The 13,853-nt window shown below is 67.1% G+C and carries 14 protein-coding genes and 3 tRNA genes; 11 read left to right on the top strand and 6 right to left on the bottom strand.

All coding sequences use genetic code 11. The features are described from left to right. From CRT60_RS37840 to CRT60_RS32445, 3 genes are all read right to left on the bottom strand, one after another. Positions 1-95 (bottom strand): GTP-binding protein (locus tag CRT60_RS37840; protein ID WP_246194550.1); only part of this gene is annotated, 95 nt, incomplete at its 3' end. 80 nt (positions 96-175) lie between these two features. Continuing rightward, positions 176-249, bottom strand: a tRNA-Gly gene (locus CRT60_RS32440). Between the two features lie 62 nt (positions 250-311). Further along, positions 312-397, bottom strand: a tRNA-Tyr gene (locus CRT60_RS32445). A 141-nt stretch (positions 398-538) separates the two neighbouring features. Here CRT60_RS32445 and rlmB point away from each other — a divergent pair. From rlmB to CRT60_RS32465, 4 genes are all read left to right on the top strand, one after another. Further along, positions 539-1,453 (top strand): 23S rRNA (guanosine(2251)-2'-O)-methyltransferase RlmB, encoded by a 915-nt coding sequence (gene rlmB, locus CRT60_RS32450; RefSeq protein WP_098740501.1) that lies wholly within the window; start codon positions 539-541, stop codon positions 1,451-1,453. Positions 1,454-1,535: 82 nt separating this feature from the next. Continuing rightward, a tRNA-Thr gene (locus tag CRT60_RS32455) sits at positions 1,536-1,611 on the top strand. 488 nt (positions 1,612-2,099) lie between these two features. Further along, positions 2,100-3,425 carry an MBOAT family O-acyltransferase gene (locus CRT60_RS32460; RefSeq protein ID WP_244592875.1) on the top strand — a complete coding sequence of 442 codons (1,326 nt, stop codon included), beginning with the start codon at positions 2,100-2,102 and terminating at the stop codon, positions 3,423-3,425. Between the two features lie 26 nt (positions 3,426-3,451). Then, positions 3,452-4,573, top strand: a complete 1,122-nt coding sequence (locus CRT60_RS32465; protein WP_161958140.1) for an alginate O-acetyltransferase AlgX-related protein — start codon at positions 3,452-3,454, stop codon at positions 4,571-4,573. Between the two features lie 61 nt (positions 4,574-4,634). On the opposite strand, the gene CRT60_RS32470 is transcribed toward CRT60_RS32465, so the two are convergent. Beyond that, positions 4,635-4,973, bottom strand: coding sequence for a hypothetical protein (locus CRT60_RS32470; protein WP_098740503.1), 339 nt, complete (start codon positions 4,971-4,973; stop codon positions 4,635-4,637). A 205-nt stretch (positions 4,974-5,178) separates the two neighbouring features. Here CRT60_RS32470 and CRT60_RS32475 point away from each other — a divergent pair, with 205 nt between their 5' ends. Then, on the top strand, positions 5,179-5,373 hold the full coding sequence (locus CRT60_RS32475; RefSeq protein ID WP_244592876.1) for a hypothetical protein: 195 nt from the start codon (positions 5,179-5,181) through the stop codon (positions 5,371-5,373). A gap of 104 nt (positions 5,374-5,477) precedes the next feature. Here the strand turns inward: CRT60_RS32475 and CRT60_RS32480 are convergent, their stop codons facing one another. Together CRT60_RS32480 and CRT60_RS32485 are read right to left on the bottom strand one after the other, a co-directional pair. Next, entirely contained in the window at positions 5,478-6,062 is a 585-nt protein-coding gene (locus tag CRT60_RS32480; protein ID WP_098740505.1) for a polysaccharide biosynthesis/export family protein, read from the bottom strand. 350 nt (positions 6,063-6,412) lie between these two features. Next, positions 6,413-7,681 (bottom strand): outer membrane beta-barrel protein, encoded by a 1,269-nt coding sequence (locus CRT60_RS32485; RefSeq protein ID WP_098740506.1) that lies wholly within the window; start codon positions 7,679-7,681, stop codon positions 6,413-6,415. A gap of 402 nt (positions 7,682-8,083) precedes the next feature. On the opposite strand from CRT60_RS32485, the gene CRT60_RS36330 reads away from it, so the two are divergent. From CRT60_RS36330 to CRT60_RS32510, 6 genes are all read left to right on the top strand, one after another. Further along, positions 8,084-8,257 carry a hypothetical protein gene (locus tag CRT60_RS36330; protein ID WP_158285612.1) on the top strand — a complete coding sequence of 58 codons (174 nt, stop codon included), beginning with the start codon at positions 8,084-8,086 and terminating at the stop codon, positions 8,255-8,257. A gap of 368 nt (positions 8,258-8,625) precedes the next feature. Then, a complete protein-coding gene (locus CRT60_RS32490; protein WP_098740507.1) occupies positions 8,626-9,066 on the top strand; it encodes a MarR family winged helix-turn-helix transcriptional regulator in 441 nt (146 codons plus the stop codon). 169 nt (positions 9,067-9,235) lie between these two features. After that, on the top strand, positions 9,236-10,519 hold the full coding sequence (locus CRT60_RS32495; protein ID WP_098740508.1) for an ABC transporter substrate-binding protein: 1,284 nt from the start codon (positions 9,236-9,238) through the stop codon (positions 10,517-10,519). 27 nt (positions 10,520-10,546) lie between these two features. Continuing rightward, positions 10,547-12,379 (top strand): ABC transporter permease, encoded by a 1,833-nt coding sequence (locus CRT60_RS32500; RefSeq protein ID WP_098740509.1) that lies wholly within the window; start codon positions 10,547-10,549, stop codon positions 12,377-12,379. After that, positions 12,376-13,119, top strand: coding sequence for an ABC transporter ATP-binding protein (locus CRT60_RS32505; protein ID WP_098740510.1), 744 nt, complete (start codon positions 12,376-12,378; stop codon positions 13,117-13,119). The genes CRT60_RS32500 and CRT60_RS32505 overlap by 4 nt, the downstream gene beginning before the upstream one ends. After that, entirely contained in the window at positions 13,116-13,829 is a 714-nt protein-coding gene (locus CRT60_RS32510; protein ID WP_098740511.1) for an ABC transporter ATP-binding protein, read from the top strand. Before CRT60_RS32505 ends, CRT60_RS32510 begins: the two co-directional genes overlap by 4 nt. Positions 13,830-13,853 lie beyond the last annotated feature (24 nt).

Raw genomic sequence — 13,853 nt, forward strand, 5'->3', positions numbered from 1 at the left:
ATCGCCGCCGTCAGCGACGTCTTGCCGTGGTCGACGTGGCCGATCGTGCCAACGTTGCAGTGCGGCTTGTTCCGCTCAAACTTTGCCTTCGCCATCGCTTTGGTCTTTCGTTCCCGACGTTCCGGACGCACACAATGGCCCGGCCGAGATCGGTTTTCCGTGGCGCACGCGGGATTGGAGCGGGTGAGGGGAATCGAACCCCCGTCGTAAGCTTGGAAGGCTTCTGCTCTACCATTGAGCTACACCCGCAAGCATCCCGCCGGCGCGACCGTCCGGGGCAAACGCGATCACGGACAAGCCGTGGAAAGTAATGGTGGAAGGGGCTGGATTCGAACCAGCGTACGCTAACGCGGGCAGATTTACAGTCTGCTGCCTTTAACCACTCGGCCACCCTTCCAGTCCGCGGCCTGGCGATGCCCGCCGCGGAGTTCGGCAATATGCGAATTTTTCAGGCCTTGTCAACACGGGTTAAGCGGTTCACACCAGAAAAAATTAGGCTGCAGTCCGCTGCGGCCCCCTCCCCTTCTTCGTGGGTATCATGACGCGCTCCAGACATCCCGGTTCCGGCCCCTCCTCCACCCGTCCCGCAGACCGCAACGCCGACCGGTCCGGCGGCAGGCCGCAGCAAGGCGCGTCTCCGCGGCAGGACGAAGGGGACGAGGGAGCGCGGGGCGGCCGCAAGCCGGCGAAGGGAGGACGGGGGCCGGCGGCACGCGGCGTGCTTCTTTATGGACTGCACCCGGTGGCCGCTGCCTTGACCAACCCCGAACGGCGCATCCACCGCCTGCTGGTGACCGACTCGGGCCGCGCTGCGCTGGAGCCGGCAATCGCCGCCGCCCGCGCCCAGGGGCTTCAAAGGCCGGAGGCCTCGCCCGCCGATCGGATGGAACTCGACAGGATGCTGCCGGCGGGTGCGGTGCATCAGGGCGTCGTCATCGATGCGTCTCCCCTGCCCGATCTGGGCATCGAGGATCTGTGCAACGAGCTGGCCGGGGAAACCTCGGCGGTCATCGTGGCGCTCGATCAGGTGACGGACCCGCACAATGTCGGCGCCATCCTGCGCTCCGCCGCCGCTTTCGGCGCCCGTGCCGTCGTGGTGACCGAGCGCCATGCTCCGGAGACGACCGGCGTTCTCGCCAAGAGCGCTTCGGGTGCCTTGGAGGCCGTGCCGCTGATCCGCGTCACCAATCTGGCCCGGGCGCTGACGGATCTGCAGCAGAACGGCTTCTGGTCGGTCGGGCTCGCCGAATCGGGACCGTCGACGCTGGCCAAGCTGGATTTGACCGGCAAGACGGTGCTGGTGATGGGGGCGGAAGGCAGCGGCTTGCGCCGGCTGACCATGGAGCGCTGCGACGCCATCGCGCGGCTGCCGACCGGCGGACCCGTCGGCAGCCTCAACGTCTCGAATGCCGCCGCGGTGGCGCTGTACGAGGTCGCCCGCCTGCGCGAGTGACCGAACCGCGAGGCCTCTCGGTCAAGTGCTTGTTTACGCGGAAAAGGGACGCTAAGGTGTGCGTCCCGCAAGCGGCGGGCGCGCCGGATTAGCTCAGCTGGTAGAGCAGCTGATTTGTAATCAGAAGGTCACGGGTTCGATTCCTGTATCCGGCACCAGTTTTCAACGGCTTAGCGCACCCCGCGCTAGGCCGTTTTGCTTTCCGGGAAAAAATCGCTCGGTTGCCGGTCTGCTTAAGGCGGGCTCAATCCGCCGGCACGAGGGACTCATCGGACGTCGGGGTTGTCCAGCCGCTTGGAGTGCGGCATCGACGCTCCCATCCGGTTGCAACCAGAGGGATTTCCGACCCTTTGCGGTCACGAGCAGGGCAACGCACACCGGGAAGCCCCGCCGGCCTGTCGCTGTAGGGTTGCACTGTTCCCGCATAGGTCTGGATACGATACCCGATCTGGGGTATACCCCATGCCGCTCTGGACCGAAATGCCGCTTGAATTTGAAGTTCCGGAACCACAGGCGCGCAGCAGGTATAGCATAAGGGTGGATGATGGTTTTCAGCTCTATCGTATTTATATTTTATTTTTTGCCAATTTTTATCTTTTGCTATTATTCCCTGCCGCTGAAGCACGGAACGCTGCTTTTCTTCAGCTTGGTTTTCTATGCGTATGGCGAGGTGATCTATACCTACGTCATGCTGTTGTCGATCCTCGTCAATTATGGCTTCGGGTTGTGGATCGCCGGCCAGGAAGGGCGGGGCCGCAAGCTCGCCATGGGTGCCGGCGTCGTCGTCAATCTGGGCATCCTCGTCTATTTCAAATATCTGGGCTTCTTCTACGAGATGGTGGCCGCGCTGTTGCCCAACCTGTTCTCGGGCCCGCCGCAGGTGCATCTGCCACTCGGCATCTCGTTCTTCACCTTCCACGCACTGTCCTACCTGATCGACGTCTACCGCCGGCAGGTTCCGGTCGAGCGCAGCCTGATCTATGTCGCCGTCTACATCACCATGTTCCCGCAGCTCGTGGCGGGACCGATCATCCGCTTCCATGACATCCGCGACGAAATCCACAACCGCAGGGTCAGCGCCGGACTGTTCGCCGAGGGCATTCAGATCTTCGTGATCGGCCTCGCGCAGAAGGTGCTGATCGCCAACACGGTGGCGGTGGCGGCAGACCAGATCTTCGCGCTCGACCCGACGGGGCTGAGCCTGCCGATCGCCTGGCTGGGCATCGTTTGCTACACCTTGCAAATCTTCTTCGATTTCTGCGGCTATTCGACCATGGCCATCGGGCTGGGGCTGATGATCGGCTTCCATTTCCCGCTGAACTTCAACTATCCCTACATCGCCCAGTCGATCACCGAATTCTGGCGCCGCTGGCACATCTCGCTGTCAATGTGGTTCCGCGACTATCTCTACATCCCGCTGGGCGGCAACCGCGCCGGTCCGCTGGCCACCTACCGCAACCTGCTGATCGTCTTCTTCCTGTGCGGCCTGTGGCATGGCGCCAGCTGGACCTTCGTGGTCTGGGGCCTGTGGCACGGCGCCTTCCTGGTGTTCGAACGGCTGGGCATCGCCCGGATGCTCGACCGGTCGGTGCCGGCGATCCGCCACGTCTACACGCTGCTGGTGGTGATGATCGGCTGGGTCTTCTTCCGCGCCGACACGCTGGGCCATGCCTGGATCTTCCTGAAGGCCATGGCCGGCGCCGGCCATCCCAGCCCTCTGGCGCCGCATGCCCTGCAGTTCCTGACGCCGGAAACCGTCACCGCGCTGGTCATCGGCGCGGTCGCCGCGACGCCGCTGCTCGGCCGGCTGGTGCGGAGCGGGCTCGATGCGGTGCGGAACGCGGCCGGCGGGCGCATGCTGGTCGGCACCGGCGAGGCGCTGTACCTTGCCGGCCTGCTCGGCATGTTCGCTCTGGCCGTCATGAGCCTTGCGGCCGGCACCTACAACCCGTTCATCTACTTCCGGTTCTGACCATGCGAGCGATGTCTCTCGGGATCGTGCACAGCACGCTTTTGCAGAAGCTGTGCATCGGGATTTTCCTGGCGCTCCTTCTGCTGCCCATGATCGGCCAGACACTGTCCGTCGGAACTGGCGTGACGGCGACCGAGATGCGGGCGCCGAACGAGCTGCCCCGCCTGCCCACCACCTTCAATGAGTTTTCCGTCCTGCCGCAGCGCTTCGAGGCGTGGCTGAAGGACCATTTCGGCTTCCGCAACGATCTTGTCCTCGCCAACAACTTCATCCGGGTCAAGGTCTTCGGCCAGAGCACCTCGCCTTTGGTCGTGCTCGGCCGGAACGGCTGGCTGTTCTACACGGGCGAGCATGCGCTGGAGCAGACGCGCGGCATCGACCGCTTCTCGCCGGAGGAGCTGGACCGCTGGATCGACGTGATGGAGCGGCGGCAGGCATGGCTGGCGGAACGCGGCATCCCCATGCTGATGGTCGCGATCCCCAACAAGGAGCGCGTCTATCTTGAGGACCTGCCCGCCTGGGCCACCCAGGTGAATCCGGAAAGCCGGATGGACCAGATCGTGCGGCGGCTGGCGGAGCGTCGCTCGCCGCTGGTGTTCAAGGACATGACCGCCGACCTCGTCGCCGCGAAGAAGAGCATGAAGGTCTACCTCCAGGCCGACACGCACTGGACGGGCGATGCCGCCTTCGCCGTCGGCTATCGGCGGATCGTGGAGTGGATCAAGACGGTCCGCCCGGATTTCACGCCGCTGACGCCGGCCGACATGAAGCAGGTTCGCGTCATGCGCCAGGGCGTCGACCTCGATCTCGCCCGCATGCTGGGACTGGCGGCGGTTTATCGGGAAGAGGAAGTCCGCTACGAGTCCCTGAGGCCGCCCAAACTGCGCGCCAACGACGTCTCGATGCCGAACGGCATCGTCCAGAACATCCTGCGCGCCGACCTGCCGACGGCCCCCAGCGTGGTGTGGTTCCGCGATTCCTTCACCATCCCGATGTTCCCGTACATCGCCGAAAGCTTCAGCAAGGCGGTGGTCACGGAGCACAAGGGGCTGCGCTTCGACAAGGCGTTGATCGAGGAGCAGAAGCCGGATGTCGTCGTCTACCAGTTCGTCGAGCGCTCGCTCAACAACCCCGTCCCGGCGGAGTGAACGGGGGTAGGCCGGGAGCGTACCCTTGCTCACTCCAATTGCTGTCAGTCCGGCTTCATCGCTAATTTGCGCCCCGGCGCCGACGCGGACGGGCCCTGCCCACGACGAAGATCAGGCCGAGCAGGGCCGCGCCGCACCCCACGAAAGCCAGCGTCAGTCCGACTCCGAAGGTCGGTGGCATTTCTCCGCTGATGGACCCGTCGGGCAGCACCGTCGGAGGCAGGCAGCACAGGGCACCGGCCGCCCCTGCGCTGCCGCCGGCGATCAGGATCGTGCAGCAGGCCCAATAAAGCCGCCGCCATCCGCGGGCGCGGACCGCCAGGACCGTCGCGGCGAGCAACAAGGCCATCGCAATCGCCGGGATGCCGTACGCCAACAGCGTCAGTCCGGTGTCGGGCATCGGGCGCTCCCATGGCGTTGAGCCGTCTGGCCGGGTCTTACGACCACCGATATGTCCCGGCGGGGAACCCCCGGCAGGATGCGGCGGTTGGTGAAGGCATCGGAATGCCCCTCACGGCAGTTTGCGCGAAAGGCCGACCATGACCAAGCCCCATCCCGAGTCGGACGTCAGGACGCCCACCACCCCCAGCGCGGAAGCGAATCGGATGCGCGCGGACATCGACCACGGCCTGACCGGCGACAAGGTTCCCGCCACCGATCCCGCCGCGGCGCCGCTCGGCACCGATGACGAAGCCGCCGGCACCACCCCGCCGCATGGCATCTCCCGCGATGCGGTCGTTCCCAGCAGCCAGCGCATGCCGCCGGGACAGAAGAAGGGCGGCGACACGCTCGACACCTGATCGGAAGTCCCGATCCGCAGACGGCAGAAAGCCCGGCCGGGTGTTCCCCGGCCGGGCTTTCTTGCGATTCGGCGGCGCACTGCCGCCGGCCTGGAAAGCGATGCTTAGAAATAGCGCTCCGGAATGCGGACCACGTCGTCCGGCATCACCGAGGTGGTGATCGGGGCCTTGCGGATTTCCTTCTTGGGATCGCTGCCGCGGGTGATGAGGACGTAGTCCTCCTTGGCGCGATAGGTGTAGCCGCCGGCCATCGCCACCGCCGACAGGGCGGTCATGCCGTTGACATACTGGTACTGGCCGGGATTGCGAACCTCGCCCAGGATGAAGAACGGACGGTGGTTCAGCACCTCGACACTGACCTTCGGGTCCTTCACATAGCCGGCGGACAGCCGGGTGGAGATTTCCTTTTCCAGGTCCCGGGTGTTGCGGTCCTTGGCCGAAACCTCGCCGATCAGCGGCATGGCGACCTTGCCGGTGCCGTCGACTCGGAATTCTCCGGACAGCTGCTCTTCGCCGAACACGATGACGCGCAGCGCGTCACCCGGGCCGAGACGGTATTCGCCGATCTGACCGGCGCTGGCGGTCTCCATCGGCGCGTCGTTGCCGCCGGCACAGCCGACCATGGCAACGGCGAGCGCGGCCAACCCGATCCCCTGGCCCAGCGCACGGATCACCTGACGTCGATTCATCCCTAAACCCTTTCCCTGGCTGGTGGATGCCTGCCACAGCGCCGGTCCGGCCCCTTCGACGGGTCGGTTCCGAGAAACCGACCCATCCGCCGGCCGCCTTGCAGCGGCGCCCTTTGGTCACGCACCTGAATTCGGGTGGAGACTAGCAACTCGCAAGCGCTTGGGAAAAAGTGGAGAGGAATTACCGCCTTCGGATCTGTTCAGTACATCGCCATCGATCATAAGAGCAGGCATAAGAAAAGGGCGCCCGTCATAGGACGGACGCCCTGCCCTGTTCAGCGGAACCTTTAGGCCCTTTGGCCGGGACTTTCCCGGTCGGCCGATCCGATTCCGCCGGATTACATGCTGGATTACATCTGGGCGCCGAGTCGCAGATAGATCAGGTTGTCGCTGTACTCGGCGGAGCTGATGTTGGAATTGCGCTTTTCGTAGGTGTAGCCGCCGGTCAGATACAGGTTGCGGTTCATCTGGTAAGTGCCGCCGACGCCAGCCGTATAGACCTTGTCGTTGCGGTCGTTGCCGTTGAAGTCGTCCTGGCGGTATTGCAGGCGGCCGTTCAGCACCAGCGACCGCAGCAGCTCGTGGTCGACGCCCAGGGCGACCAGGGTGCGGGTGTAGCTGGAGGCGGTGCCGAAGCCGGGGCTGGCCGACGTCTCGCGCACCTGACGGCTGGCGGTGGCGCTGATGCCGGTCAGCTGGGTGACCGCCCAGTTCACGCGCCCGCCGAAGGACAGGCCGCTGAAGTCCTCCAGCCGCGAATCCTTGTAGTTGCGGACGAGGTAGCCAGCGAAGACCTCGCCGGTGATCAGGCCGGTCAGGTCGGTGGCCAGACCGCCCACCACCTCGTACCCGTCCGAGTCGCGGTCGAGGCCGAAGGCGTCGCGGTCGTTCTTGTGGCGGGTCCAGGAATAGGTGCCCTGGACGAAGGCTTCGTAGCCTTCGATGAACTCATAGCCGACGCGGCCGACCGACGCGTATTCCCAGCGGTCGCGGTCGCCCTGGCGGGCGACGCCGCCGCCGATCAGGTCGACGTCGTCGTAGGAGATGTACTGGGCAGAACCGGAAACGCGGGCACGCAGGCGGTTGAAGCGCTGGGTATAGCCGGCTTCGCCGCCGCTGGTGAGGAAGGTCACCGGCTCGGCGTAGCCCTGCAGGCTGTTGATATCGCCGCGGCCTTCGTGATTGCGGCGGTGGAACAGCTGGCCGTCCAGCGCACCGCCCTTGTTCACGTCGAAGCGTCCGTCGGCCTGCACGGCATAGTCCGTGTAGTTCTCGCCGGAATGGTCGCTGTAGCGGCCGGCATCGGCAGAGGCCGAGAAGTTCAGCGCGTGGGCCGAGAAGTCCGACTTGATGTCCAGCCGCGGCCGGACCGTCCAGATGACGTCGTCCTCGTGATTGTCGCGGGTGGCGTAGACGTTGGTGTCATAGGTGGCACCGGCTTCCACCCGCGGCAGGAACAGGAAGGAGCCGGCGCGCAGCCCAAGCTGCTCCAGCTCCGGCCGGCGACGCTCCAGCACGGTTTCGCCACGCTGCAGGTCGTCCTGGGCGGCGGCGGGAAGCGACGTCAGCCCGGTCGAGGCGAGAGCGAGGGCGAGGAGGGAAAGGGTGCTGGTCTTCATGGAGTCACCGCGCTTGGCTGGGTTCGGTCGGCTCACTGGGCCGGGGGTCCGGCTCCTTGGTGGGAGGCGCGCCGCCGCAGGTCTTCGGCCAGAACCCCGGCCGGGACCGCTGCGGACGCATCCTCGGCAAAGACACAACAAACCGTGCTTCCACCGCAACAGTGAAGCCCATGCATCGCTGCTTTTGCTGGGTCCTGTGGTGTGGCCGCAACAAAAAGCTGCCGGTCCGGAAATGGCGCCCGAAGCGATGACCCGCTTGATTTCAGCGCATTTTCCAAATGGTCCTAAGATCAAGGTCATAGACCAATGAGGTGAAACCGGCTGCGCCAGGGGTTCCTGCTTTGGAACCGCCTGCCCGGTATCGGGTTGTTCATCACGTTTCTTGACCCGCAAAGGTGCCGCATGACACGCCGACTCGACACACCGCCCCCGCCGCCCTCGACCAAGCGCCCGCCCGACGCCACCACCCCGCCCTACACGCCGGGCGGCGTGACTCCCCCCGAGAAGGACGATGCCGCCAGCCCGGCCGAAAAGACCGCTCCGCCCGACAGCTACCCGCCCAAACGGACGCCCTGACCAAAAGCAGCCGGTGAAATGCGGCGGCGGCGCAAGCGTATCGCGCCGCCGCGGTCATGAATCGGCGGCGCAGACTCTCCGAATTGCGACAGCATCCATTCGCAGCTTATTTTCAGGCTTTCGGTGCTTCCTTTGTTGCGCAAGCGATGACATTCGCATTCCTGTGGCTCTATGCCGCATCTGCGAAGATTGCACTGCGCCCATTGTGTTTTCTACCCTTTCCATGAGGAACGCATGATGGACGCATCGGATGGTGACAGGCGGGAAACGCCGCGCCATCCCTGCCCACGCAGCCGGGAGCGGCGATCCGTGTCCGCCCCAGCCTTCGCCCCGGACCGAAGGCGGGCGCGAACCACGGGCCCGTTGACATGGACGACTTCGGACGACTGCCTCCCGACGATTACCAGTTGGCCGGCCAGGTTCACCATCGCCTTCGCCGCGCCCATCAGCGCGCCTCGGCGATCTTCATAGACCTGATCGGCGATCAGCTGCTGACGCCCACCCAATGGGGGGCGCTGGCCACGCTGTATGCCGAAGGTCCGCTGTCGCAGAACCAGCTCGGCCGCCTGACCTACATGGATCCCGCCACGACCCAGGGCGTGATCCTGCGGCTGGTGGAACGCAATCTGGTGGAACGCCAGCCCGACCCGCAGGACCGCCGCCGCACCAGCGTCCGGCTGACCCGGATCGGCCAGGCCCTGGTCATCGACCTGATGGCGAACGCCGCCGCCGCCCACGAACAGACGCTGACCCCGCTGAGCGAGGAGGAGCGGGTGCAGTTCATGTCGCTGCTGGCCCGCCTGATGTAGGCGGCACCCGAGGCGGCAACTGCAGGAGGGGCGCAGGCGGAAGGGGCACAGGCGGGAAAACCCCGATCAGTCGGTGACTTTTGCGCCGGGTTTGCTATGAACGCGGTGTGTTGCGTCGCACCGCGACCGGACACGCCGCTGGTCTCTTACGAACCGGGGTCCCCGCAGGATGAAGCACCGCCACCCGACCGCCTCGCCGCTGGCGAAGCTCCTCCGCCCGGCCACTCTGGGCGCCACCCTGTCAGTCGCACTTGCAGCGGCGGCTCTCACTGGCGGCCCCGCAGCGGCTCAGTCAGCGAAAGAACCGGTGAAATTCTCCGGCGCACCCGTGCGGGTGGGCGAGATCAACAGCTACACCGGCCTGCCCGCCTTCACCATTCCCTACCGCCAGGGCTGGCAGCTGGCGCTGGAGGAGATCAACGCCGAAGGCGGCGTGATCGGCTGCTGCGAGCTTCAGGTCGTCTCGCGCGACGATGCCGGCAAGCCCGACGACGCGGTGCGCGTCGCGCAGGAGCTGGTGACGAACGAGGCGGTCGACGTGCTGGCCGGCACCTACTTCTCCCACATCGGGCTGGCCGTCGCCGATTTCGCCGCGCGCAACAAGATGCCCTTCGTCGCGGCCGAGCCGTTGACCGACGCCATCACCTGGTCGAAGGGCAACCGCTACACCTTCCGCCTGCGCCCCAGCACCTACATGCAGGCGGCGATGCTGGTGGAGGAGGCGGCGAAGCTGCCGGCCAAGCGCTGGGCCACCGTCGCCCCCAACTACGAATACGGCCAGTCGGCGGTGGCGTGGTTCAAGCAGCTGCTGAAAGAAAAGCGCCCGGACGTCGAGTTCGTCGCCGAACAGTGGCCGGTGCAGGGCAAGCTGGAGGCCGGCCCGACGGTGCAGGCGCTCGCCGCCGCCAAGCCCGACGCCATCTTCAACGTCACCTTCGGCGCCGACCTCGCCAAGTTCGTGCGCGAGGGCGAGGGCCGCGGCCTGTTCCGCAACCGCAAGGTCGTCAGCCTGCTGACCGGCGAACCGGAATATCTGGAGCCGATGAAGGACGAGGCGCCGGAAGGCTGGATCGTCACCGGCTATCCCTGGGACCAGATCGACACGCCCGCCCACAAGGCCTTCGTCGCCGCCTACACCGCGCGCTTCAAGGACTCGCCCAAGGCGGGGTCCATCGTCGGCTACATCACCATGAAGGCGGTCGCCGCCGCGATCACCAAGGCCAAGTCGGCCAATGCGGAGCCGATCGTCGATGCGCTGGCCGGCCTGACCATCGACAGCCCGGTCGGCCCGGTGACCTTCCGCGCGTCCGACCATCAGGCGACCATGGGGGCCTATGTCGGCACCACGACCGTGAAGGACGGCCGCGGCACCATGAAGGACTGGCGCTACGCCGACGGTGCCAACTATCTGCCGCCCGACGACGCGGCGCGCAAGATGCGGCCGGCGGAGTAAGGCGCCCGGCTTCCGGCGCCTCCCCCCATGTCCTTCCTGCTCGTCCAGGCCCTCAGCGGGCTTGCGACCGCGGCGACGCTGTTCCTGGTGTCGTCGGGGCTGACCATCGTGTTCGGCGTGACGCGGATCGTGAATTTCGCGCACGGCTCCTTCTACATGGTCGGGGCCTATGCCGGCTGGTCGCTGATCGAGCGGTTCGGCGGCACGCCGGCCGGCTTCTGGGGGTCGGTCGCCGCCGCGGCGCTGGCGATGGGCGTGCTGGGGGCCGTGATGGAGATCGGGCTGTTGCGCCGGCTCTACCGCTCGCCGGAGCTGTTCCAGTTGCTGGGCACCTTCGGCGTCGTGCTGGTGGTGCAGGATCTGACCGCCTGGGCCTGGGGGCCGGAGGATCTGCTGGGCCGCCGCGCGCCGGGGCTGAAGGGCTCCATCGACATTCTGGACCAGCCCTTCCCGCTCTACGACCTCATGCTGATCGGGCTCGGGCCGCTGGTGCTCGGGCTGTTGTGGCTGCTGTTCAACCGCACCCGCTGGGGCACCCTGGTGCGTGCGGCGACGCAGGACCGCGAGATGACCAGCGCGCTGGGCGTCGATCCGGCGCGGCTGTTCACCGGCGTGCTGTTCCTGGGCTGCGCGCTGGCCGGGCTGGGCGGCGCTTTGCAGGTCCCGCGCGAATCGGTGACCTTGCAGATGGACATGGCCATCGTGGTCGAGGCCTTCGTCGTCGTCGTGGTCGGCGGCATGGGCAGCCTGACCGGCGCCTTCCTCGCCTCGCTGCTGATCGGGCAATTGCAGGCCTTCGGCATCCTGGTCTTCCCACAGATCACGCTGGTGCTGGTCTTCCTGTTCATGGCGGTGGTTCTGGTCCTGCGCCCGCACGGCCTGCTCGGCCGGGCCGATGAGGTGCCGCCGACCGCACCGGCCACGGTGACCGTGCCGCTGTCGGCCGGGCGCCATGCCGGGCCGTGGGCGCTGGCGCTGCTGGCGCTGTTGGCCGCCGCTCCGCTGGTCGCCGGCGATTACGCGCTGATCCTGCTGACCGAGGTGGTGATCCTCGCTTTGTTCGCCGCCAGCCTGCATCTGCTGATCGGGCTGGGCGGGCTGGTGTCCTTCGGTCATGCCGCATGGTTCGGGTTGGGCGCCTACGGTTCTGCCCTGCTGGTCAAGCATCTGGGGGCGCCGATGCCGCTGGCGCTGGCCGGGGCGCCGGTTTTGGCCGGACTGGGGGCGTTGATCGCCGGCTGGTTCTGCGTGCGGCGGTCGGGGCTGTATTTCGCCATGCTGACGCTGGCCTTCGCCCAGATCGTCTGGTCGATCGCCTTCCAATGGTATGCGGTGACCGGCGGCGACAACGGCATCCTCGGTGTCTGGCCGCCGGGCTGGGCTGCGGGCAAGGCGACCTACTACTGGCTGACGCTGGGCTTGTGCGGCGGCGCGCTGTGGCTGCTGCGCCGGGTGGCCTTCGCCCCCTTCGGTTATGCGCTGCGGGCCGGCCGCGACTCGGGATTGCGGGCGGAATCGGTGGGCATCGACGTGCGCCGCTTCCAATGGATGGCCTTCGTGCTGGCCGGCAGCGCGGCGGGGCTGGCCGGCGGCCTCTATGCCTTCGCCAAGGGCAGCGTCTTCCCCACCCTGCTGGCGGTGCCGCAATCGGTCGACGCGCTGGTGATGGTGCTGATGGGCGGCATCCAGACCGTCGCCGGGCCGCTTGCCGGTGCGGTGGCGTTCCACCTGCTGGAGTCGGAGGTGATGAGCCTGACCGACTGGTGGCGGCTGGTGCTGGGCCTGATCATCGTCGCGCTGGTGCTGGTCTTCCCCAAGGGGATCGTCGGCTTCCTGTCCGGTATCGGGAGGCGGGCATGAGCGAACTGGTGGTGCACGACCTGCAACGGTCCTTCGGCGGGGTGCAGGCGGTGGGCGGCGTCTCCTTCACCCTGCGGTCCGGCGACCTGCTGGCGCTGATCGGCCCTAACGGCGCCGGGAAGAGCACCTGCTTCAACCTGCTGAACGGCCAGCTGCGTCCCGACTCGGGCTCGGTCCGGCTGGACGGCACCGAACTGGTTGGGCTGCCGCCGCGGCGCATCTGGGCGCTGGGGGTCGGGCGCACCTTCCAGATCACCGCGACCTTCGCATCGATGACGGTGGCGGAGAATGTGCAGATGGTCCTGCTGTCGCGCGCCCGCAGGCTGTTCGGCCTGTGGCGCCCGGTCGCCGCCCAACTCCGCAAACCGGCGCTGGCCCTGCTGGAGCGCGTCGGCATGGCGGCACAGGCCGACCGCCCCTGCGGCGTGCTGGCCTATGGCGACGTGAAGCGGGTCGAGCTGGCGATGGCGCTGGCGAGCGAACCGACCGTGTTGCTGATGGACGAGCCGACCGCCGGCATGGCGCCGGCCGAACGCCTCGCCCTGATGGCGCTGACGGCAGAGCTGGTGCGCGAGCGCGGCCTCGCCGTTCTGTTCACCGAGCATGACATGGACGCCGTCTTCGGCCACGCCACCCGCGTGCTGGTGCTCGACCGCGGCCGGCTGATCGCGGAGGGCTCGCCGGATCAGGTGCGCGCCGACAAGCGCGTGCAGTCCGTCTATCTGGGAGGCGAGGCGTGAGCGACCCCCTGCTGACGGTGGACGGCCTCCAGGCCTGGTATGGCCGCGCCCACATCCTCGACGGCATCGCCCTGACCGTGGGCCGCGGCGAGGTGGTGGCGCTGATGGGCCGCAACGGTGCCGGCAAGACCACCACGCTGAAAGCGATCATGGGGCTGGTCGAGCGGCGCGCGGCGACACTCCGCTTCGACGGCCGCGACCTGTCGGCCCTGCCCACGCACCGCATCGCCCGGCTCGGCGTCGGCTATGTGCCGGAGGACCGCCGCATCTTCGCCGATCTGACGGTGGAGGAAAATCTGGAGGTCGGCCGCCAGCCGCCGCGCCCCGGCGCGCCGGCCTGGACGCCGGAGAAACTCTTCGCCCTGTTCCCCAACCTCGCGGAGATGCGCGGACGCCGCGGAACCCGGATGAGCGGTGGCGAACAGCAGATGCTGACGCTGGCGCGCACGCTGATGGGCAACCCGTCGCTGCTGTTGCTCGACGAACCGTCGGAAGGCCTGGCGCCGCTGATCGTCAAGCAGATGGCCGAGGCGGTGCGGCGGCTGAAGGCGGAGGGGCTGTCGGTTCTGCTGTCCGAACAGAGCCTGTCCTTTGCCTCATCCGTCGCCGACCGCGCCTGCGTCATCGAAACCGGCCGCCTGCGCTGGACCGGCACGATGACGGAACTGATGGCGGACGATGGGGTGAGGGCGGCCTATCTGGCGGTGTGACCGCCCCTCCCCCAGGAGTGGGAT

The organism is Azospirillum palustre (assembly GCF_002573965.1).
Taxonomy (GTDB): domain Bacteria; phylum Pseudomonadota; class Alphaproteobacteria; order Azospirillales; family Azospirillaceae; genus Azospirillum; species Azospirillum palustre.